At 62.7% G+C, this 21,670-nt stretch carries 19 protein-coding genes; 17 read left to right on the forward strand and 2 right to left on the reverse strand.

The window, feature by feature from the left end; translation table 11 throughout:
• Positions 1 to 365: 365 nt before the first annotated feature.
• On the reverse strand, positions 366 to 1,856 hold the full coding sequence (locus QYQ99_RS16505; protein WP_302089163.1) for a cryptochrome/photolyase family protein: 1,491 nt from the start codon (positions 1,854 to 1,856) through the stop codon (positions 366 to 368).
• Positions 1,857 to 1,878: 22 nt separating this feature from the next.
• Here QYQ99_RS16505 and QYQ99_RS16510 point away from each other — a divergent pair, with 22 nt between their 5' ends.
• From QYQ99_RS16510 to QYQ99_RS16550, 9 genes are all read left to right on the forward strand, one after another.
• Entirely contained in the window at positions 1,879 to 2,478 is a 600-nt protein-coding gene (locus tag QYQ99_RS16510; protein ID WP_302089164.1) for a YqgE/AlgH family protein, read from the forward strand.
• Positions 2,475 to 2,987 carry a Holliday junction resolvase RuvX gene (ruvX, locus tag QYQ99_RS16515; RefSeq protein WP_302089165.1) on the forward strand — a complete coding sequence of 171 codons (513 nt, stop codon included), beginning with the start codon at positions 2,475 to 2,477 and terminating at the stop codon, positions 2,985 to 2,987. The genes QYQ99_RS16510 and ruvX overlap by 4 nt, the downstream gene beginning before the upstream one ends.
• On the forward strand, positions 2,984 to 3,502 hold the full coding sequence (gene pyrR, locus QYQ99_RS16520; RefSeq protein WP_003075383.1) for a bifunctional pyr operon transcriptional regulator/uracil phosphoribosyltransferase PyrR: 519 nt from the start codon (positions 2,984 to 2,986) through the stop codon (positions 3,500 to 3,502). Before ruvX ends, pyrR begins: the two co-directional genes overlap by 4 nt.
• 2 nt (positions 3,503 to 3,504) lie before the next feature.
• Positions 3,505 to 4,467, forward strand: a complete 963-nt coding sequence (locus QYQ99_RS16525; protein ID WP_003051536.1) for an aspartate carbamoyltransferase catalytic subunit — start codon at positions 3,505 to 3,507, stop codon at positions 4,465 to 4,467.
• 186 nt (positions 4,468 to 4,653) lie between these two features.
• Positions 4,654 to 5,946: a dihydroorotase gene (locus tag QYQ99_RS16530; protein ID WP_302089166.1), complete on the forward strand. Its 1,293-nt coding sequence runs from the start codon at positions 4,654 to 4,656 to the stop codon at positions 5,944 to 5,946.
• 187 nt (positions 5,947 to 6,133) lie between these two features.
• The gene (locus tag QYQ99_RS16535; protein ID WP_302089167.1) at positions 6,134 to 6,895 is read left to right on the forward strand and encodes a lysophospholipid acyltransferase family protein; all 762 of its coding nucleotides are present in this window, start codon (positions 6,134 to 6,136) and stop codon (positions 6,893 to 6,895) included.
• A gap of 50 nt (positions 6,896 to 6,945) precedes the next feature.
• A complete protein-coding gene (locus QYQ99_RS16540; RefSeq protein ID WP_302089168.1) occupies positions 6,946 to 7,854 on the forward strand; it encodes a LysR family transcriptional regulator in 909 nt (302 codons plus the stop codon).
• A 101-nt stretch (positions 7,855 to 7,955) separates the two neighbouring features.
• A complete protein-coding gene (locus QYQ99_RS16545; RefSeq protein ID WP_302089169.1) occupies positions 7,956 to 9,341 on the forward strand; it encodes an 8-oxoguanine deaminase in 1,386 nt (461 codons plus the stop codon).
• Positions 9,342 to 9,649: 308 nt separating this feature from the next.
• Positions 9,650 to 11,005, forward strand: a complete 1,356-nt coding sequence (locus QYQ99_RS16550) for a nucleobase:cation symporter-2 family protein (RefSeq protein ID WP_302089170.1) — start codon at positions 9,650 to 9,652, stop codon at positions 11,003 to 11,005.
• Between the two features lie 18 nt (positions 11,006 to 11,023).
• Here QYQ99_RS16550 and QYQ99_RS16555 read toward each other — a convergent pair whose 3' ends face one another.
• Positions 11,024 to 12,034 (reverse strand): Bug family tripartite tricarboxylate transporter substrate binding protein, encoded by a 1,011-nt coding sequence (locus QYQ99_RS16555; RefSeq protein ID WP_302089171.1) that lies wholly within the window; start codon positions 12,032 to 12,034, stop codon positions 11,024 to 11,026.
• A 133-nt stretch (positions 12,035 to 12,167) separates the two neighbouring features.
• Between QYQ99_RS16555 and arsC the strand changes: the two genes are divergently transcribed.
• The 8 genes from arsC (at position 12,168) to QYQ99_RS16595 (ending at position 21,517) form a co-directional block, all read left to right on the forward strand.
• Positions 12,168 to 12,548 (forward strand): arsenate reductase (glutaredoxin), encoded by a 381-nt coding sequence (gene arsC, locus QYQ99_RS16560; protein ID WP_302089172.1) that lies wholly within the window; start codon positions 12,168 to 12,170, stop codon positions 12,546 to 12,548.
• A 160-nt stretch (positions 12,549 to 12,708) separates the two neighbouring features.
• The gene (locus tag QYQ99_RS16565) at positions 12,709 to 14,250 is read left to right on the forward strand and encodes a Do family serine endopeptidase (protein ID WP_302089173.1); all 1,542 of its coding nucleotides are present in this window, start codon (positions 12,709 to 12,711) and stop codon (positions 14,248 to 14,250) included.
• Positions 14,251 to 14,535: 285 nt separating this feature from the next.
• Positions 14,536 to 16,095 carry a phosphatase domain-containing protein gene (locus QYQ99_RS16570; protein WP_302089174.1) on the forward strand — a complete coding sequence of 520 codons (1,560 nt, stop codon included), beginning with the start codon at positions 14,536 to 14,538 and terminating at the stop codon, positions 16,093 to 16,095.
• 85 nt (positions 16,096 to 16,180) lie between these two features.
• The gene (locus QYQ99_RS16575; RefSeq protein ID WP_182284477.1) at positions 16,181 to 16,585 is read left to right on the forward strand and encodes a hypothetical protein; all 405 of its coding nucleotides are present in this window, start codon (positions 16,181 to 16,183) and stop codon (positions 16,583 to 16,585) included.
• Between the two features lie 143 nt (positions 16,586 to 16,728).
• Entirely contained in the window at positions 16,729 to 17,388 is a 660-nt protein-coding gene (locus tag QYQ99_RS16580) for a response regulator (RefSeq protein WP_302089175.1), read from the forward strand.
• Positions 17,385 to 18,752 carry an ATP-binding protein gene (locus tag QYQ99_RS16585; RefSeq protein WP_302089176.1) on the forward strand — a complete coding sequence of 456 codons (1,368 nt, stop codon included), beginning with the start codon at positions 17,385 to 17,387 and terminating at the stop codon, positions 18,750 to 18,752. Before QYQ99_RS16580 ends, QYQ99_RS16585 begins: the two co-directional genes overlap by 4 nt.
• Before the next feature lie 155 nt (positions 18,753 to 18,907).
• Complete coding sequence (locus QYQ99_RS16590; RefSeq protein WP_302089177.1) at positions 18,908 to 19,930, forward strand: sensor domain-containing diguanylate cyclase; 1,023 nt, start codon at positions 18,908 to 18,910, stop codon at positions 19,928 to 19,930.
• Between the two features lie 117 nt (positions 19,931 to 20,047).
• On the forward strand, positions 20,048 to 21,517 hold the full coding sequence (locus tag QYQ99_RS16595) for a sensor domain-containing diguanylate cyclase (protein WP_302089178.1): 1,470 nt from the start codon (positions 20,048 to 20,050) through the stop codon (positions 21,515 to 21,517).
• The last annotated feature ends 153 nt before the right edge of the window (positions 21,518 to 21,670 follow it).

A 21,670-nucleotide genomic window follows, 5' to 3' on the forward strand; every position in this document is an offset into this window, starting at 1 on the left:
CGCAAAGCAACGCTGTCCTTCGGCAGCGTTGCCTGCCGCCTGAACCGCGTGCCGCAGGCGCAGCCAGACGGGTGGGAGCGGAGAGCCTGCAAGACTTGTGGCGAAATCGGGCTCAAGCGCTTGCCTGAATTGCGGTGGCAGCTATCAAATCTATTTCTGAGCTATTCCGTTTACGGTATTGCCCCTTTGTGCCCACGCTTGCGACGGCGGCCTCTTGCGGCGTGCAGTTGCACCGCAGAGTGAAACTGCATCGTTATCACTTGGGCAGCAGGGGCTGGCTCTTTGCCTGCTTTCTTGCTGAAGATGGTAGGTCGCCCGCCGCAGCGAATTTCCGGCCTCTGTCGCCAGCCAAGCAGAAAAAAACCTCAAGACTCCTTCTTCAAAACCCCATACCGCGCCAGCGTCCTCTCTCTGGCGACAGCATGATCCACCACAGGCAACGGGTAGCTGCTTCCAAGCACGACACCAGCGGCCGCCAGCTCCAGCGGCTTGGCCAGCCAGGGGGCATGCCGCAGTTTGCTCGGCAGCGGAGCCACTTCAGGCACATAACGCGCGATGAACTTGCCGTCCGGATCGAACTTCTCGCTCTGGGTCACCGGGTTGAAGATGCGGAACCAGGGCTGGGCATCGCAGCCCGTGGAGGCCGCCCATTGCCAGCCGCCGTTATTGGCCGCCAGGTCGAAATCATTGAGCTTTTCGGCGAAATAGGCCTCGCCCCGGCGCCAGTCCAGGCCCAGGTCCTTGACCAGAAAGCTGGCCGTGACCATGCGCAGCCGGTTGTGCATATAGCCGCTGGTATTGAGCTGGCGCATGGCGGCATCGACCAGCGGGTAGCCGGTGCGGCCCTCGCACCAGGCGGCGAAGAGGGCGTCGGCCTCGGCTCCCGTCTCCCACTCGATAGCGTCATACGCAGGCTTGAAGCTGCGCTCCACGACATAGGGCTGGTGGGCCAGGATCTGGAAGTAGAAGTCGCGCCAGATCAGCTCGCTGAGCCAGGTAGCCGCGCCTTCGCGCGCCGCGGCAGACCAGTCCTCGTTGTGAGCCGCCTCGTGGGCGAGGCGGGCCAGCTCGCGTATCGAGACGGTGCCAAAGCGCAGATGCACGCTGAGGTAGCTGGGCCCCTTGAGGGCCGGAAAGTCGCGCGCCGTCTTGTACTGCGGCAGGCGCGGAAGAAAGTCGGCCAGCAACTGGCGGGCGCCGCTGACGCCGGTGGGCAGGCGCAGGCCGGCCAGCGCGTCCGGGGCAAAGCCCAGATCCGCAGCCGAGGGCGTCGGGCGGCGCTCGGTGTCCGGCAGATCGGCCAGCCTGGCCGCGAGATCGCGCTCGCTGGGGTAGGCCGAGAGGTAAAAGGGCGTGACCTTCCTGAGCCAGGCGTTCTTGTAGGGCGTGAAGACCGAAAACGGCGTCAGGCTCTGGGTCAGCACCTCGTCGCGCGCAAAGATGCGGTGGTCCTTGAAGCGCAGCAGCAACTGCCCCTGGCTCTTGAGGCTGCGCGCCACCAGGGCGTCGCGGGCCAATGCCGACGGTTCGTCGTCGTCGTTGCAGAAGACGGCACCTGCGCCCAGTTGCCGGGCCAGGGCCGGGATGATGTCCTGGGGCAGGCCGCGCCGGGTGATCAGCCCTGTCTGCGGGCGTCCCGAGGTCTCGCGCAGGGCTGCATCCAGCTCGGCCAGACTCTGGCAGATGAACTCCACACGGCGGTCGGCGTGGGGCAGGGCGGCAAGAATGCCGTCGTCGAAGACAAAGACGCAATACAGCTTTTCGCATTGCTGCAATGCATGGTAAAGGGCAGCGTTATCGGCCAGGCGCAGGTCGCGCCGCAGCCAGATCAAGCCCACAGGGTAAGAAGGAGTCATGGATCGCCAGTAAAATCGCTGTATGTCTGCAGAATCTGCGCCTATCAACTTGACGCACCACTTCCTGATTGCCATGCCCGGCCTGGAAGATGAGTCGTTTTCGCGCAGCGTTGTCTACCTGTGCGAGCATAGCGAGCGTGGCGCGCTCGGTCTGATTATCAACAAGCCCTCCAAGCTCAGCCTGCAAGGCCTGCTGCAAAAAGTGGATTTGGGTCTCAAGCGCGATGACTTGCGCGACCAGCAGGTTTTTACCGGTGGCCCGGTGCAGACCGATCGCGGCTTTGTGCTGCATGAGCCCATGGTCATCGAAGGCGCACCCGAGAACGAATCGGCCTATGCCTCGACCATGACCATTCCAGGCGGCCTGGAGATGACCACCTCCAAGGACGTGCTCGAAGCCCTGTCGGACGGAGCCGGCCCCAAGCGCGTGCTGGTCACGCTGGGTTACTCCTCCTGGGATGAGGGGCAGCTCGAATCCGAAATCGGTGAAAACGCCTGGCTGACCGTGGAAGCCGACCCCGATGTGATCTTCAGCACCCCGGTGGAGGAGCGCTATGACCGCGCTCTGGGCCTGCTGGGACTGCAGCGCTGGATGTTGTCCCCAGAGTCGGGTCGCGCATGAACGATATTTCCTCTTCCAACAAGGCCGCCGATGCGGCCTTTTCCTCGACTTTTTCCTCGGCCGAAAATGCGGCTGCCAGGCCAGCATCAGCGCCCGCGCCGCAAAAGCCCGAGGTGCCTGCCCATTTCCAGCAGTTCCTGGGCTTTGACTTCGGCATCAAGCGCACGGGCTGCGCCTCGGGCAACCGCGTGCTGGGCGGCGCCAACCCGCTGCCCACCATCAAGGCCGAAGGGGCGGATGCACGCCTGACCGCAGTGGAAAAGCTGATCCGCGAGTGGCAGCCCAATGCCCTGGTGATAGGCGTGCCCTACCACCCCGATGGCGCGGCCCACGAGAACACGGCCCGGGCCCTGAAATTCGGCCGCCAGCTCAGAAGCCGCTTCAAGCTGCCGGTGTACGAGGTGGACGAACGCTACAGCACGACTGAAGCCCTGGCGGGTGGCGCACGCGACGCCGACGCGGCTTCGGCCTGCATCATTCTTGAACAGTTTTTGAGGAGTCTCCCATGAGTGAAACCATTGCGGGTCAGGGCAGCCTGATCCTGGACGCCGAAGCCCTGTATAGCGAGCTGCTGCGCGGCGTGCAGCGCATCATGGGGCCGAACACCCGGCTGGCGGGCATCACCTCGGGCGGTGCCTGGCTGGTCGAGCGCCTGCACAAGGATCTGAACCTCAAGGGCAAGCCCAGCGTGCTGTCTTCCTCGCTGCACCGCGATGATTTTGCCCAGCGCGGCATGGCCTCCAGCGCCCAGACCCAGATCGCCTTCGATGTGAACGGCGCCGATGTGCTGGTGCTCGACGATGTGCTCTACACCGGCCGCACCGTGCGTGCCGTGCTCAACGAACTCTATGACTACGGCCGTCCCGCCAGCGTGCGACTGGCCGTCCTGGTGGACCGGGGAGGGCGCGAGCTGCCCATCCAGGCCGACTTTGCCGCAGCGCGCGTGGCGCTGCCGGCCGACCGTTCCCTGGCGCTGGCGCGCGACGAGGGCGGTGTTTTCCACTTCCGCATTCAAGAGGCCTGATCGTGCTGTACAAGCGCAACCCCCAACTCAACAAGAACGGCGAGCTGATCCACCTGCTCTCCACCGAAGGCCTGTCCAAGGACATCCTGACCCAGATTCTCGACACGGCCAGCAACTTCGTCAGCGTCAACGACCGTGAAGTCAAGAAGGTGCCGCTGCTGCGTGGCAAGAGCGTGTTCAATCTGTTCTTCGAGAACAGCACGCGTACCCGCACCACCTTCGAAATTGCGGCCAAGCGCCTGTCGGCCGACGTGTTCAACCTGGACATCGCGCGCAGCTCTGCCAGCAAGGGCGAAACCCTGCTGGACACCATCGACAACCTCTCGGCCATGGCGGCCGACATCTTTGTCGTGCGTCACAGCGAGTCGGGCGCCCCCTATCTGATCGCCAAGCATGTGGCGCCCCATGTGCATGTGGTCAATGCCGGCGACGGCCGCCATGCCCACCCCACCCAGGGCCTGCTGGACATGTACACCATCCGCCACTACAAGCAGGACTTCTCCAATCTGCGCGTGGCCATCGTGGGCGACGTGCTGCACTCGCGCGTGGCGCGCTCGGACATCCACGCCCTGACCACGCTCGGCGCTGCCGAGGTGCGCGTGGTCGGACCGCGCACCCTGGTGCCCTCGGACATGGCCAGCATGGGCGTGCGCGTCTTCCACAATCTGGAGGAGGGCATCAAGGACTGCGACGTCATCATCATGCTGCGCCTGCAGAACGAGCGCATGAGCGGCGCGCTGCTGCCTTCGAGCCAGGAATACTTCAAGAGCTTCGGCCTGACCGAAAAGCGCCTGGAGCTGGCCAAGCCCGATGCCATCGTCATGCACCCCGGCCCCATCAACCGCGGCGTGGAGATCGACTCCGCCGTGGTGGACGGCCCGCAGGCCGTGATCCTGTCGCAGGTGACCTTCGGTATTGCCGTGCGCATGGCTGTCATGTCGATCGTTGCGGGGAATGAGGCTTGAACACCCCCTGAGCCGCTGCGCGGCTTCCCCCTCTCTCGCTACGCGGGAGGGGGACGACGCCTTCGCTGCGAGGCGGCTCTTGCTCGGCGTCCCTGGCTTGGAGCGCGCCGGTTTTCAGATAAGTAATATTTTTGTAGCTGCTAGCGCTTGTGTGGCAAGGGCTAGAAGCCAATTTGGTGCCAAACCATGAAGATTCTGATTCGCAATGGCCGGGTGATGGACCCGGCACGAGGTTTCGACCAGCAGGCCGATATCGCCATCGATGGCAGCGTGATCGTCGCCATCGGCACGGTGCCCGATGGTTTTGTGGCCGAGCGTGAAATCGACGCCTCGGGCCAGTGGGTGCTGCCCGGTCTGGTGGACCTGGCCGTGCGCCTGCGCGAGCCCGGTCACGAGCATGAGGGCATGCTGCAGTCCGAGATGGCTGCTGCCGTGGCCGGCGGCGTGACCAGCCTGGTCTGCCTGCCCGATACCGAGCCCGTGCTTGATGAGCAGGGCCTGGTGGAAATGCTCAAGTTCCGTGCCGAGAAGCAGCACAAGTCGCGTCTGTTCCCCATGGGGGCGCTGACCATCGGTCTCAAGGGCGAAACGCTGACCGAGATGGCCGAGCTGACCGAGTCCGGCTGCGTGGCCTTCGGTCAGGCAGATGTGCCGCTGTCCAGCATCACCACACTGAGCCGTGCGCTGAGCTACGCCAACACCTTTGGCTATGCCGTGTGGCTGCGCCCGCAGGACAAGGATCTGGGCAGAGGCGTGGCCGCCAGTGGTGCGCTGGCCACCCGCATGGGTCTGGCCGGGGTGTCCGTGGCGGCAGAGACGATTGCGCTGCACACCATCTTCGAGCTGATCCGTGGCTCGCAGACCCGGGTTCACCTGTGCCGCATCTCCAGCGCCGCCGGCGTGGAGCTGGTGCGCCGAGCCAAGGCCGAAGGTCTGAACGTGACCGCCGACGTGTCCATCAACTCGCTGCTGTTGACCGAGAACGACATCGGCTACTTCGAAAGCAGCGCCCGTGTGGTGCCCGTGCTGCGTCAGCAGCGCGACCGCGATGCGCTGTCTGCCGCGCTGGCTGACGGCACCATCGATGCGCTGGTCTCCGATCACTGCCCGGTGGACGAAGACGCCAAGGTGCTGCCTTTTGCCGAAGCCGAACCCGGTGGGACCGGCGTGGAGCTGCTGCTGTCGATTGCCGTGAAGTGGAGCCGCGACTACAAGGTGCCGCTGAACCGCGCACTGGCTGTCGTGACTTCGGCGCCCGTGGCCGTGCTGGGCAGCGCCCTGGGCGAGCAGCAGTCTGTGCTGGGGCAGCTTAACGTGGGCGGCGTGGCAGATCTGTGCATCGTCGACCCCGATGCTGAGTGGACGGTCGATCCCAAGGCGCTGCAAAGCCAGGGCAAGAGCACGCCATTCAACGGTTACGAACTGCCTGCGCGCGTGGTAACGACTATCGTTGACGGCGCTGTCGCTTATCAACGATAAGCTCCCCCTGAGCGGCTTTGCCGCTTCCCCCTCTCTCGATGCGTTGCATCGGGAGGGGGACGACACCCTCGGTGCGCGGCGGCGCTTCCTCGGTGCCTCTGACTTTGCATTGCGCCAGTCTTAGGCGCTTGCCGGTTTCAAGTTGGTGCAACTTGTGCGAGGCGAGTCGCTACACTCATCGGAAATCATGGCAAACGGCTTGCAAAAAATCAGAACCGGCTCGCGTGCGGTATGGCGCGGACTGCGTCTGCTGGCCCATGTGGCCAAGGGCGCCTGGATCGTGGCGTTTCGCTTTCCACAGCTGCACTACCTGCAGCAGCACGAGCATGTGCAGGCCTGGGCCGCAACGCTGCTGCTGCGGGCCGGGGTGCAACTGCAGGTCAAGGGGCAGCCACCGGCCAAAGGGCCGGTGCTCATGGTCAGCAACCATATCTCCTGGCTCGATATTCCGCTGCTGCATGCGGCGCGCCATTGCCGTTTCATCTCCAAATCCGACGTCAAGGGCTGGCCCATCATCGGCACGCTGGCGACGGCTGCAGGCACGCTCTACATCCAGCGCAGCTCGCGCCGCGATGCCGTGCGCATGGTGGCAGCCATGGAAGAGGCCTTCAAGCGCGGCGAAATCCTCGCCGTTTTTCCCGAAGGGACGACGGGTGATGGACGCAGCCTGCTCCCGTTTCACTCCAATCTGCTCGAAGCCGCCGTGCAATGCGATGCGCCGGTACAGCCCGTGGGGCTGCGCTTTGTCGATGGCAAGACCGGCAGCACCAGCTATGCCGCAACCTATGTGGGCGACGAGACCCTGCTGGGCTCCATTTGGCGCGTGCTTTGCTCGGAGCAGCTGATAGCCGTGGTGCACTATGGCGATGCGCAGAGCGCACAAGGGCGCGACCGCCGCGCCTGGGCCAAGGACTTGCACACCGAAGTGGACAGGCTGCGCCAGAACTAGGTGCTCTGCCGGCGCTTTGCGCACCCATTCAAACCCTGTAGGCTGCGCGCATGCACGCCAGAGTTTTGCGTTATCTCGATGAAGTGGTTCGCCGCGGCTCCATCCGCAAGGCGGCCGAGCACCTGCATGTGGCTCCCACGGCCGTGAACCGGCAGATTCTCGATCTGGAGGCCGAGCTTGGGGCGCCGCTGTTCGACCGCATCCACAACCGCCTGCGCCTGACGCCTCTGGGCGAGATGGTGCTGACCCATGTGCGCAGCACCTTGCGCGAACATGCAGCGCTGCGCGAGCGCATTGCCGACTTCAAGGGCATGAGACGCGGCGAGATCACGGTGGCGGCCACATCGGGCCTGGCAGGCTCCTTGCTGCCATCGCTGGTACATGACTTTCGCGGCAGCCATCCGGGCATGGTCGTGCGTGTCATCGACTTGCCGACGCAGGCCATTGTGTCTGCCGTGGAAGCCGGGGAGGTGGATCTGGGTCTTGCCTACGATCTGACCCCCAGGCCCGGTCTGCGCATGCTGGCGGCCAGCGAATGGCAGATCGGAGCCATCCTGCCGATCAAGCACCCGCTGGCCCATCATTCGTCGCTGCTGCTCAGCGAATGCGTGGGCCATCCGCTGATTTTGCCGGCACCGGCTCTGACCATACGCAGTCTGCTCGACGAAGCCTTCGCGCGCAGTGCCATCGAGGTGACGCCGGTGGCCGAGTCCACCTCCATGGCCTTGATACAGCGCCTGGTCATGCTGGGCGAGGGGATTGCCCTGCTCAACGCGCTGGATGTGCTGGAGGAGCTCGATCGCGGCTCGCTCAGTTTTGTGCCCCTGCGCGATGCGCATCTGCAGCGCCAGACCCTGATGCTGTTCGTGCGCAAGGGCGCGGAGCTGAGTGCGGCTGCCGAGCTCATGGCCGCAAGCATCGAATCGGCGCTGGCGCGGCTCTACGCCAGAAAGCACTGATTTTCTGTCCACATTTTGTGGACATGCTTGGCGGAATTTGGCGCTATCGCGCGCTTGGGTGCCTCTCTAGACTTGCACTTCTTGTTTAGAGAGAGAAACCCATGACCCTGATAGCCCTGAATGCCGACGTACTGGTCACCATGGATGCGCAGCGCCGCGAGATCAAAGGTGGCGCTCTGGTGGCCGACGGCCCGGCCCTGCTGTGGGTGGGAGCCACGGCCGACCTGCCGGCGCAATACCGCCGCATGGCCGACGAGGGCCAGGCGCGCGTGCTGGACATGCGCGGCAAGGTCGTGACGCCGGGCCTGGTCAACACCCACCACCACATGTACCAGAGCCTGACGCGTGCCGTGCCGGCCGCCCAGGACGCCGAGCTGTTCTCGTGGCTGCAGAACCTCTACATGCTGTGGTCGCACCTGACGCCCGAGATGATCCATGTCTCGACCCAGACCGCCATGGCCGAGCTCATGCTGTCGGGTTGCACCACCACCAGCGACCATCTGTACCTGTTCCCCAATGGCTCGCGCCTTGATGATTCCATCGCGGCCGCGCAGCAGATGGGCATGCGCTTTCATGCGGCGCGCGGCTCCATGAGCCTGGGCCGCAGCAAGGGCGGTCTGCCGCCCGATGTGGTGGTCGAAGAGGAAGAGGCCATCTTGCGCGACAGCCTGCGCCTGATCCAGCAATACCACGACGGCTCGCGCCACTCCATGCTGCGCGTGGTGCTGGCCCCATGTTCGCCGTTCTCGGTGACCCGCGACCTGATGCGCGAATCGGCGGTGCTGGCGCGCGCGCATGGCGTCTCGCTGCACACCCATCTGGCGGAGAACGACAACGACGTGGCCTTCTCGCGTGAGAAGTTCGGCCTGACCCCGGCGCAATACGCCGAGGACCTGGGCTGGGTGGGCCGCGACGTCTGGCATGCGCACTGCGTCAAGCTCGACCCCGAAGGCATTGCGCTGTTTGCGCGCACCGGCACCGGTGTGGCGCACTGCCCATGCTCCAACATGCGCCTGGCCTCGGGCATCGCGCCCATCCGCAGCATGCGCGATGCCGGCGTGCCCGTGGCCCTGGGTGTGGACGGCAGCGCATCGAACGACGGAGCCCACATGCTGGGCGAGGTGCGCCAGGCCATGCTGCTGCAGCGCGTGGGCTACGGCCCGGCGGCCATGAGTGCCCGAGAGGCGCTGGAGATCGCCACGCTGGGCGGTGCGCGCGTACTCAACCGTGACGACATCGGTGCGCTGGCTCCCGGCATGTCGGCCGACTTTGTGGCCTTCGACATGGAGGACGTCGGCTACGCGGGAGCCGGCCACGACCCCGTGGCGGCGCTGGTGTTCTGCACGCCGGCCAATGTCTCCAGCAGCGTCATCAACGGGCGCGTGGTGGTCGAGGACGGCCGCCTGCTCACGGCCGACCTGCCTGTGGTGCTGGGCCAGCACCGCCGTCTTGCGCGCAGCTTGTTCGAGCGAGCCGCGGGACAGTAATGCAGCCCCTGAGCGGCTTTGCCTAGGCGGCCCCGCCGCTTCCCCCTCTCTGGCGCGTTGCGCCGGAGGGGGACGACAGCCTCGCTGCGGGGGCGGCCCTTGCTCGCTGACCCTGAGGTGAGGGCGTCAGTTCTCAAAATGCAGTCCCGAATGACTGGATTGAGCCTACCGCTGCAACCGCCGATCCGACCAAGGAGATATGCCACGACACAACCAAGCACGCAGTGAAGCCCTCACGGGCACCCCTCGACGACATATCTACAAGTGCCTCTGAAGAGGCCATCGCATAGGGAAAAGGAGACACAACCATGGAAAAACTGCTTTACGGGGTGGAAGACCGTCCACCCAGCCTCATCACCACCACGCTGCTTTCGCTGCAGCATCTGCTCGCCGCGCTGGGCGGCATCATCGCCGTGCCGCTGGTGTTCGGCGGTGCGCTCAAGCTGCCGGCCGACCAGATCGTGGCCCTGGTCAATGCGGCGTTGCTGGGCTCGGGCGTGGTCACCATCATCCAGTGCCGTGGCGTGGGGCCGGTCGGCATACGCCTGCCTTGCGTGATGGGTACCAGCTTCGCTTTTGTTGGCGCGGGCATCAGCGTGGGACTGGAGCACGGCGTGCCCGGCATCCTGGGCTCCTCGCTGGTGGGCTCGCTGGTGATGATCATCGGCAGCTTCTTCATGCCGGTGATCCGTCGTTTCTTTCCGCATACCGTGACCAGCGTGGTCGTGACCATGATCGGGCTGTCGCTCACGCCCGTCGCCGTGGACTGGGCCGCAGGCGGCGTGGGCAGCGGCAGCTACGGTGCGGTGGGCAATCTGGCGATTGCCGGCTTTGTGCTGGCGCTGGTGATCGGCTTTGTGCAATGGGGCAAGGGCGTGATCTCGGCATCGGCCGTGGTTCTGGGCATTGCCTGCGGCTATCTGCTGTGCCTGGCACTGGGTCTGATCGATTTCACCCAAGTGCGCGAGGCGCCCATCTTCGCGATTCCCCAGCCGCTGCATTTCGGCATGAGCTTTCCCATATCGGGCATCGTTGCCATGTCCATCGCCTTTCTCGTGACCATTGTCGAGACCACGGGCACTTTCATGGCCCTGGGGGCGGCAACACAGACGCCTATCCGAGGCAAGCGCCTGTCCAGCGGCATGTTGTGCGACGGCGTGGGCTCGGCCTTTGCCGCCGTGATGTCGAGCCCACCGGTTTCCACCTTCGCGCAGAACGTGGGTGTGGTGTCGCTCACCGGCGTGGCCAGCCGCCATGTGGTGATGCTGACCGGCGTGATGCTGCTGCTGGCCGGACTGTTCCCGGTGCTGGGAGCGCTGGTGGTGACGATTCCCCAGCCAGTGCTCGGCGGTGCGGGCCTGATGATGTTTGCCATGATCATCCTGGCGGGCATCCGCATGCTCAGCAGCGCCGAGCAAACACGCCGCAGCGGCCTGATCATTGCAGTCTCGCTGGGCTGCGGTCTGGCCGTGACGGTGCGCCCCGATCTGCTCTCCAGGATGCCTGCCTTTGTGCGCGAGGTTTTCGGCTCGGGGATTACCGTGGGTGCGCTGGTGGCCGTGGGCCTGAATCTGCTGCTGCCGGGGCGCGAGTTCGATGCCCACGAGGAAGAGCGGGAGTCCGCAACGGCAGCCCCGGTTGCGACCAGTTCCGCTGCAGCATGAAACGCAGGCCCTGGGCGCTTAAAGCGTCATCTTGCTGTCGACGATGACCTTGCGCCAGCGCGCGAGGTCCTTGGCGATGAGGTCGGCAAAGACCTTGGGCGTGCTGGGCATGGGCTGGGCGCCTTCGCTTTGCAGACGCTCAAGGATGGCGGGGCTTCGGAGTGAGGCATTGATTTGCTGATTGATCTTGGCGACCACGTCGGCAGGCATATTGGCAGGGCCGACCACGCCATACCATTGGTCGGCCTCAAAGCCGGGCAAGCCTGCTTCGGCCACGGTAGGCACATTGGGTAGTGCAGGGATGCGCTGGGGCGATGAAACGGCGATCGCCTTGATCTGGCCGGCGCGAATTTGGGCCAGCACGGCAGGGATGCCGGTGAACAAGGCCTGCACCTGGCCGGCCACCAGGTCATTGACGGCCGGTGCCGTGCCCTTGTAGGGCACATGCTGCATCTTCAGCCCGGCTTGCAGGCTCAGATAGGCCATGGTCATATGCGCGGCACTGCCGTTGCCCCCCGAGCTGAAATTCACTGCGCCCGGGTTGGCCTTGGCGTAGCTGATGAACGATGCCAGATCATTGACCGGCAGCGATGGATGCACGACCAGCACGTTGGGCACACGCGCCACCCAGGCCAGAGGCGTAAAGCTCTTGATAGGGTCGTAAGGCAGCTTGGGGTAGAGCGTGGGTGTAACGGCCAGCGTGCCGACATGGCCCATGAGCAGGGTGTAGCCATCGGCACTGGCCTTTGCCACGCGGTCCGCACCAATGCTGCCGCCTGCGCCGGCGACGTTTTCCGGCACCACGCTCTGGCCCCAGGCAGTCGTCAGCTCATGACCTATGGCGCGACCCAGAATGTCTGCAGAGCCGCCGGGCGTGAACGGGATGACCATGCGTATGGCCTTGCTGGGGTACCTTGAGTCCTGCGCAACAGCAGTGCCGGCCAGACTGCCCAAGGCGGTGGCCGCAGCCCATTGGCTCCATTGGCGACGGTTCAGAGTGGAGGGTTCACGTGCGGTGAAAGCGGGCATATTGTCTCCTCATGATGTTTTGCAGACAGTCTATGAGATGGCGCTCTGCCGGGTTCTGGTGCAGCAGGCATAGCTGCTATGCAGTGACTGCCTGCCAAGCCTTGGACAGGCACAGGCTCGCTACACTGCAGTCATGGCTACAAGTACAGACACCCCCGTGAATCGCCCTGACATCACCATTTTTCACAACAACCGCTGCAGCAATTCGCGCGGCGCGCTGGCGCTGCTGCGCGAGCATGGCATTGAGCCCAATATTGTGGATTACATCGCCACGCCGCTCACTGCGCCGGAGCTGGCCGAGCTGGTGGCGCATCTGGGCGTGCCCGTGCGTGACTTGCTGCGTAGCAAGGAAGCGCAGTTCAAGGAGCTGGGCTTGGATAACCCCGCTGTCAGCGATGTGCAGCTGATTCAGGCCGTGGCCGCGCACCCGGTGCTGCTCAATCGCCCCATCGTGGTCACGCCCAAGGGGGCCATGCTTTGCCGTCCGCCGCAGCGGGTGCTGGAGCTGATCTGAGGCTGCAAAGAGCCTGGGCACGCCGGACAGCGTGCGAGCCGGCGGCTGCCGGATCAGGCCTTTGGCCCAAAGCTGCACGGGCCTAAGTCTGGCCTAAGTGTGCATGTTCAAACTTCCCTTCAACGACACCGATCCGGTGCTTTTCTTTGAAAGGATGACCATGAACACAATTCTGTCCACACCTCGCCGACTGGTGATGGCCCTGGTGGCTGCTGGTGCGATTGGCGCACTGGGCGCTACTGGCGCCGGCCTGGTGGGAACCCGCAGCGCTGCCCAGGCGCAGGTGACGCAATCTGCAGTGGCTGCGCAGCCCGCAGCCCTTAACCTGCCTGCGGTGAATGCCCCCAATTTTGCAGATATCACGGCGCGCAACGGCGCGGCCGTGGTCAATATCAGCGTGGTGGGTTCCTCTCGTGCCATGAGCGACGATGAAGGCGACCAGACCAGCGAACGCCAGCAACAGGGCCCGGGCATCAGCCCCGACGATCCCTTCTTTGAATTCTTCCGCCAGTTCGGCATTCCAGGCATGCCCGGTGGTCAGGGCATGGGGCCGCGTGCACAGCAGCCCGATACACCCATGCGCGGACAAGGCTCGGGCTTTATCGTGTCCAGCGATGGCGTGATTCTGACCAACGCCCATGTGGTGCGCGGAGCCAAGGAGGTGACGGTCAAGCTCAACGACCGTCGCGAGTTCAGGGCCAAGGTGCTGGGAGCCGACCCCAAGACCGATGTGGCGGTACTCAAGATTGACGCCAGCGGCCTGCCCACGGTCAAGCTGGGCCAGACCAGCCAACTGCGTGTGGGCGACTGGGTGCTGGCGATCGGCTCGCCCTTCGGCTTTGAGAACAGCGTGACGGCTGGCGTGGTGAGTGCCAAGGGGCGCTCTCTGCCTGACGACTCCTTTGTGCCTTTTCTGCAGACGGATGTGGCGATCAACCCCGGAAACTCTGGGGGCCCGCTGTTCAACGCACAGGGTGAGGTCGTGGGTATCAACAGCCAGATCTACACCCGCTCGGGCGGGTATCAAGGGGTGTCGTTTGCGATTCCCATCGAACTGGCAACCCGAGTGCAACAGCAGATTCAGGCAACGGGTAAGGCACAGCATGCCAAGCTGGGCGTGAGTGTGCAGGAGGTCAATCAGGCCTTTGCCGATTCCTTCAAGCTGGATAAGCCCGAAGGTGCATTGGTGGCCAGTGTCGAAAAGAATGGCCCTGCCGCCAAGGCCGGACTGGAACCAGGCGATGTGGTGCGCAAGGTGGATGGCAAGCCCGTTGTTGGTTCGGGCGATCTGCCAGCCTTTATCGGCCAGGCCTTGCCGGGGCAGAAAGTGACGCTGGAAGTCTGGCGCAAGGGTGAATCCAAGACTCTGAGTGCGACCCTTGGCGATGCCAGCGATAAGTCGGTGAAGGTGGCCAAGTCTTCACCCGATGGAGACAAGGGCAAGCTGGGACTGGCGCTGCGCCCCCTGCAGCCAGAGGAGAAAAAGCAGATTGGTGTGGACACCGGCCTGCTGGTGGCTCAGGCCAGCGGCCCGGCTGCAGCAGCAGGCATCAGCCAGGGAGATGTGCTGCTGTCCATCAATGGCGCACCTGCCGGAAATATCGATGAGGTGCGGGCCGCAGTCGCCAAAGCGGACAAGACCGTGGCCGTGCTGATCTGGCGTGATGGCAACAAAATCTTTGTGCCGGTGCGACTGGGCTGACTGACGCACTTAATAAGCAGAAAACCGCAACCTCCCGGGTTGCGGTTTTTCTTTATCTGCTTTTATTGATTTAAAACAATAAATATATGAATAAATGAATATCCGATGATTTTTTACATAATGTTGTCATATTTCAAGAAGTAACGAGTTTCAGGAGAGGTAATGCCATAGACTGTCAAGTTGACGTATTCATTTGTCTTTTTGACGTCATGTGGTGGCGATTCAGCTTGACCGCAAATACATCGTGACGGCTCCTCCGAGCAGGCGTTGCGACGGGAGGAGTTTTTGAATCAGCAACACAGTCTGCAGGTGCAAGGCCTGGGCGCTTCATTTGGTCAACGCGTGGTTCTGGCTGAAGTGGATTTCACGCTGCCGCAATTAGGCGTAACCGCATTGCTGGGTCCTGCGGGCACGGGCAAGTCCACGCTGCTGCGCACGCTGGCCGGGCTGAATGCGAGCAATCCGCGCTTTCGCAGCTGGGGACAGGTGGTCTATGCCGATCGCCCGTTGGACATGCCTTGGAGCGCCAACGGCGTGCAGGCCTTGCCGAGCCTGGTACAGCAGCATGCCCGGCTCATGCGCGCCAACACCTTGGATGCACTGATCGAGAAGGCGCGCCAGAGGGATCCGCGTGCGCCACTGGAGTGGCGCCATTGGGTGAGCGAGCAGCTGCAGCACTATGGACTGGCCGAGCTGGCCCAGATGCTGGACAAGCCCACCATGCTGTTGAGTGCGGTGCAGCAACGCGCCGTGGCCATTTTGCGCGAGGCCTGGGCCAAGCCGGCGGTGTTGATGATCGATGAGCCCACGGCTGAGCTGGAGGGCTATGAGGCATTTTTGCTGCTGGACGTGATCAGGCAGATCGGTCAGCAGCGCAGTGTGCTGCTGATCACGCACCAGCAGCAGCATGCCCAGGCTGCTGCGCAGCAGATGCTGTTGCTCGCAGGCGGGCGTATCCAGGAAGCCGCAGCAATGGCTGCGTTCACTCAGCGGCCGCTCAGTGCCGCCGGTCAGCAATTCCTGCGTACCGGCAGCTGCGCTGTCCCCATGCCGGGTACCCCCTTGAATGAGCTGGCCGACGATGTGCTGCCGCCACCTCCCTTGCCTGCCGCCGCCTTGGCGGCCATTGCCGAATTTTCCGACCTGCCTGCATCTTCGGCGGTCGTGAGTGAGGTCGTGGCTCCCCTCAAATTGGAACCCGTGCTGCCTGCGTCAACGTCGGTCTCTGCGCCTGAACCTGCTCTGCCGCAACCGGCAGCGGTCGCGTCATCTGGCCTGTCCCCCGCAGCCCGCTATCAGCCTCGCACCCCGAATGCGGCTGTGCTGATGGAAATGCAGCCATTGCTGGCTGCTGAAAATGCCATGCCAGCCAGCCGCGGCCCGAACGGATTTTCCTGGCTGGTGCCAGGGAGGCTGGCAGGTACGCCCTGGCCGGGCGTGGTGCACGACATGGACTCCGACCTCAAAGCTCTGAGCCGTTGCGGTATCACCATGCTGATCACGCTGACGGAAAAGGACTTCCCGCAGGATGCCTTGACCCGCAATGGGCTCAAGAACTTTCACCTGCCGGTCTATGACCAAGAGCCACCGACAGTGGCTCAGATGCAGATGCTGCTGGCACGCATGTCGGTCGCCCTGCGCCGTGGAGAAGTGCTTGCCGTGCACTGCCTTGCCGGATTGGGCCGCACCGGAACCGTGCTTGCCGCCTGGCTGGTGCGCGAGGGCCTGACTGCCGAAGAGGCTTTGCGCCGTGTGCGATTGATTGATGCTCAGTATGTGCAATCCGAGGCGCAGGAAGCGCTTCTTTATGAATTCGAAAACGCACTGCTGCAAAAGATGGCGTGATGTTTTCAGGACCACCAAAGCATGGCCGCTGCGGACAGCAAACGGCCATGACGCGAAAGATTAGCAACAGGAAAGTGAGAGCGTAATGAGTTTGGATACCGTATTGACGAAGGCCGTGGCTTCGGTCCCTGAGTGCTTGGCCGCTGGTTATGTGGATGCTGCTTCGGGCATGTTGCTGTCGATTCGCACCGTGGACTCCCATCCGCGTGAGGTGATTGATCTGGTGGCGGCGGCTACGGCCGACCTGTTCAACGGCCCCAATATCTCCATGATCGAGACCTTGTTCAAGCGTTCGCGCGGTCTCAGTGATGATGGTCACCACTATTTTCAGGAAATCATCGTCAACAGTGATAACCTGATTCACGTCTTTCTGCGTAGCAAGGCAGTGCCCGACTATGTGGCAGTCTTTGTCTGTCGCCGTACCGCCAACCTGGGCATGGCATTGACCAAGGCTCGTATGGCGATGCCCGGCATCGAAGCTGCGGTGTAACCGGCAGCCCCTCATGTGAGGTGGCGGCTTGCCTGCTTGGGGTGGGGCTGCCTCGCTTGCCGCCTTGCGGGCACTGGGCTTTGCGCTGCACCCTTTGTTTCTGGTGCTGGGCATTCCTGCTGTAGCGGCGCTATCCTTGCGCCATGCGTTTACTGCTCGTTGAAGATGACACCATGATCGGCCAGGCCGTGCTGGCGCTGCTGCGCGGTGAGGGCTATGTGGTGGACTGGGTTCAGGATGGAGCCCAGGCCGATACGGCCTTGCATGGCCACCAGTACGATCTGGTGCTGCTCGATTTGGGATTGCCCAAGCTTGATGGCTTGCAGGTGCTGCGCCAGTTGCGTGCGCGCAAGGATGCCACGCCGGTGCTGGTTGCAACCGCCAGGGACGCCGTGGGTGACCGCATTGCGGGGCTGGACGCCGGGGCCGATGACTATGTCATCAAACCCTATGACATGGATGAGCTGCTGGCCCGCATTCGCGCGCTAACGCGGCGTGCTGCGGGGCATCTGGATGCGGTGTACGAACATGGCGGCGTCATGCTGAACCCCAATACTCGCGAGGCCAGCGTGAATGGTCTGCCGGTCACTCTGTCAGGTCGTGAATGGGCAGTGCTGCAGGCATTGCTGGCAAGGCCGGGGGCCACGCTGTCACGTCAGCAAATCGAAGACAAGCTCTATGGCTGGGGCGACGAGGTCAGCAGCAATGCGGTGGAGGTCTATATCCACGGGCTGCGCAAAAAGCTCGGCGCTGCAGCAGTGCTCAATGTGCGCGGTCTTGGATATATGGTGCCCAGACCGTGAGCAAAAACCAGGCATTGAAGCGGCTGAAGCTGCCTGGTTCGCTGGGCGCACGCCTGCTGCTGTTCATCGGCATGGCGATTTTGCTGGTGGCTGTTCTGCAGGGGGCTTTTGCCTATCGCAATGCTCTGGAGCAGACCGATACCCTGTTCGACTACCAGATGCAGCAGACGGCGTTTGCACTGCGGGCAGGTCTGCCGGTCGACGCCAAAGGCCGGCCGCAGGGAACGCCGCCTGAAGATGAAAACAACGAGTTCATCGTCCAGGTCTGGACCAATGAGGGACTGAGAATCTTCGAGTCGGCTCTGGGTGATGCCTTGCCCCAGATGGCTGTGCTGGGATTTGCCGATGTGCCTGCGCGTGGCACGACCTACCGTGTGTTTTCACTGCAGACACGCTCTCAGGTGATTCAGATTGCACAGGACATGCGCGTGCGTCAGATGCTCGCGCGTGATGCCGCCTGGCGCAGCTTGTTGCCTGTGGTGTTGCTGTTGCCGCTGCTGGCGCTGGCCGTGTGGTGGGTGATTCGCCGTTCACTGACTCCCGTGCATCGGGTGCGCAGGGAGTTGGCCCTGCGTCAGCCCCAGGATCTGGCACCCGTGGCGGAGCATGATCTGCCGGATGAGATGCGCCCGCTGGTAGAGGAGCTCAACAGCCTGCTGCAGCGCGTACGGCAGGCTTTTGAGGCCCAGCAGAATTTCGTGGCAGATGCAGCGCATGAGCTGCGCTCGCCGCTGGCCGCGTTGCAGCTGCAATTGCAACTGCTGCGCAAAGCGACGGACAGCGCTGAGCGCGAGGCAGCGCAGGCTCGTCTGGCCCAAGGGATCGAGCGCGCCAGGCGACTGGTGGAGCAGTTGCTGGCATTGGCCAGGCAGGAAGCCAGGCCGCAGAGTGAAGATGCGCCGCTGGCTGACTTGCGCGTGTTGGTCGAGCAGGCCCTGGCTGATGCCGCGCCGGCTGCCCAGGCCAAGGGGCTGGACATGGGCCTGAGTGAAGACCCGCAGCAGCAGTCCGCATTCAGCGTGCCTGCAGACGCCGGGGCACTGGCGGTGCTGCTGCGCAATCTGCTGGACAACGCGATCAAATACGTGCCTGGCGGAGGACGGGTCGATGTGGGCTGGTTGCAGGACGAACACGGACGTGCACTGGTGGTGGAAGACTCGGGTCCTGGCATTGCACAGGCCGAGCGTCAGCGCGTCCTGCAGCGCTTTGTGCGAGGTCAAGGCGCTGGTGGCATGGCCGGCGGCAGTGGCCTGGGACTGGCGATTGCGCAAAGCATTGCGCAAAGCAGCGGTGCTGAGCTTTTGCTTGACGAGTCGCCGCAACTGGGCGGTTTGCGTGTCAGGGTTCTGTGGCCTCGGTCCTAGTCTGACAATCGATTGCTTGAAAATATGAGCGTTGGAATCTGGCTTTCATTGCATGATTGAAAGATAGTCTCAGTCGAATGAAAGTGATGATGCCCAGGCTCTAGGCTTTGCTTGAGCTGCCGCACTTGTCGTTCGGTCGTACCCCAAATTGCACCATGCCATCAATTATTCAACGTCTTTCTCAGACAGTCTCCGCATCTCAGAATCTGCCCAGCTTCACGCGACCTCTTCTGGAAATCATGGTGGAAGTGACTGATCTGGAGTCGGCCTATCTCACCACCGTTGATGAGGCACGCGGCATTCAGAATGTTCTGTACTCCTTGAATACGGGAGGAATGAAGATCCCCGAAGGGCTGGAGGTGCCCTGGCACGACACCTTGTGCAAGCGGTCGCTCGACGAAGGGCGTACCTTTACTGACAATGTTGGCGAGTGCTGGGGCGACTCGGATGCGGCGCGTCAGTTGGGTATCCAGACTTATGTGAGCACGCCCGTGCGTTTTTCCAATGGTGCGCTGTTCGGCACTTTGTGTGCAGCCAGCGACCATTCCGTCGCGCTGGCAGCAGAGGCAGAGGATCTGATGCGCCTGTTTGCCAAGATCATTGCAGGTTTTGCCGAGCGCGAGCAACTGGTGAGATCGCTGCAGCATGCCAACGAGGAGCTGGCCTCGTTGGCCATGCTCGATTCTTTGACGGGATTGCCCAATCGCCGCTGCGTGACCGAGGAGCTCAACCGGCTCATTGCTCAGTGCCGCCGCACCCGTGAATGGGTACTGGTGGGCTTTGTGGATCTTGACCGCTTCAAGCAGATCAATGACCAGTTTGGTCATGAGGCTGGGGATGCGTTGCTGCGTGCCATGGCCGAACAACTGCGAGCAGGACTGCGCAGCAGTGACATGCTGGCTCGTTTCGGTGGCGATGAATTCGTCGTGGTCGGTGCAGGGCCTTTGCTCGATGAAGACGCTGAGGCTGTGATCGGGCAGATGCAGCTCAGGCTGAGCAAGGCCTCTGTCGCCAGCTTGCCATTGGCCGACGGGCGCGAGATCGAGTACGCAGGAGCCAGCGTGGGCATGGTCTGTTTGATGCCCGATGACACCGATGTGGACGATGCTTTGCAGAAAGCCGATGCTGCGATGTACAAAGTGAAAGCCGCAAGGCAGAGACAGCCTGAGGTGATCTGACTTAAAAGACTCCCTGGGAGTCTTTTTCATTGCTGCACGACAGTCGATCGACCTGGTAAAAGAGGGCCGCGTGCAGGCTTGAAGTCTCGGTAATAATCGTTGGCGGAGGTATTGTTTGTGAAAAATTCGCTCGCAGAAGGTCTGGACTTCGAGGATATGTTCAACCTGGCCCCGGTATCGCTCTGGATGGAGGATTACAGCGGCCTGAGACAGATTTTCGATCAATGGCGGGCGCAGGGCGTGAGCGATCTGCTCAGTTTTCTCAAAGAAGATCCGGAGCGGCTCAAGCTTTGCAGTCAGTCCTACAAGGTGCTGCGGGTCAATCAATACACGCTTGAGCTGTTCAAGGCCGAAGATGAGGAAACCCTGAAGAGCCGGCTGAGCGAGGTCTTTCGCGGCGACATGCTCGACAGCATCATGAGCGAACTGGTCGCTCTCTGGGAAGGTGCGCTCAATTTCGAGACCCGTTCGGTCAACTATGCCCTGGATGGACGGCGACTTGATGTGCAGGTGAGGGCGCGTGTACTGCCGGGTTACGAGAAAAGCTGGAGCCGGGTGCTGGTTTCTCTGGAGGATGTGACTGCGGAGGTGCAGAGCACGATGAAGCTTCAGCGCAGCGAGCAATACTCCAGAGACCTGTTCGAGTACTCGCCGGTGTCGCTGTGGGTCGAGGACTTCAGCGTGGTCAAGCGCCTGATGGACGATGTTCGAGCGCGCGGAATCACCGATTTCCGGACTTTTCTGAAAGTGCATCCGGAATTCGTGACCCGCTGCCTGCAGGAAATCCAGGTGCTCGATGTCAATCGCCAGACGCTGCAAATGTTCGGTGCCCAGAGCAAGCAGCAACTGCTGCAGAATCTGTCCAAGGTTTTCAGGGGCGAAATGTACGATTCGTTTGCCGAGCAGCTGATAGACCTTTGGGAGGGTAAGCTGGTGCAGCAGCGGGAAGTGGTGAACTACGGGCTGGCTGGCGATGTGCTCCATATTCATATGGAGTTCGCCATCATGAGCAGCCATGCGGAGAAATGGGGCTTGGTGCTGCTGTCGCTCGTGGATATCACCGCTCGCAAGAAGGCCGAGGCTTATCTTGAATATCTGGGCAAGCATGATGTGTTGACCCAGTTGCGCAACCGCGCGTTCTATACCGAAGAGCTGAACAGGCTTTCGCGCAAAGGGCCCTGGCCCTTGTCCATGCTTGCCATCGATATGAATGGACTCAAGGTCGTCAACGACGAGCATGGTCATACTGCAGGCGATGCCATGCTGAGGCGTATGGGAGAAGTTCTCGCCAAGGCAGTGGATGCGCCGGCCTGCGCCGCGCGCATCGGTGGCGATGAGTTTGTCGTGCTTTTGCCGGGAACCGATGAACGCGGTGCCGTGGCCTTGAAGGAGCGCATCTTGTCCTTGCTGGAGCTGAACAATCAGTTCTATCCGGGTCACAGCATCCATGTCTCCATGGGCCATGCCTGTGGCCAGGAAGGCACGCCGATAGAAAGCATTGTTCAAGGGGCGGACAAGGCCATGTATGCCGAAAAAGCACGCCTTTACCGGGACAAGGAGCGCGACAGACGTGTGAACTCAGCCTGAGCTCAGGCATGCCTCAATCAAGTTCCGCTTCGCGTTGCAGTCTGACTGCAGGAGCTTGTAGCGGGTTGGAGCATTCCAGCCTGTCGAGGCAAAGGCGATCCGCCAAGTTCTGGAAGTGCTACAAGACACAAGCGCTCTTCATGGCTGCTTGAG

Origin of the sequence: Comamonas testosteroni (assembly GCF_030505195.1) — a bacterium.
Taxonomy (GTDB): Bacteria; Pseudomonadota; Gammaproteobacteria; order Burkholderiales; family Burkholderiaceae_C; genus Comamonas; species Comamonas testosteroni_G.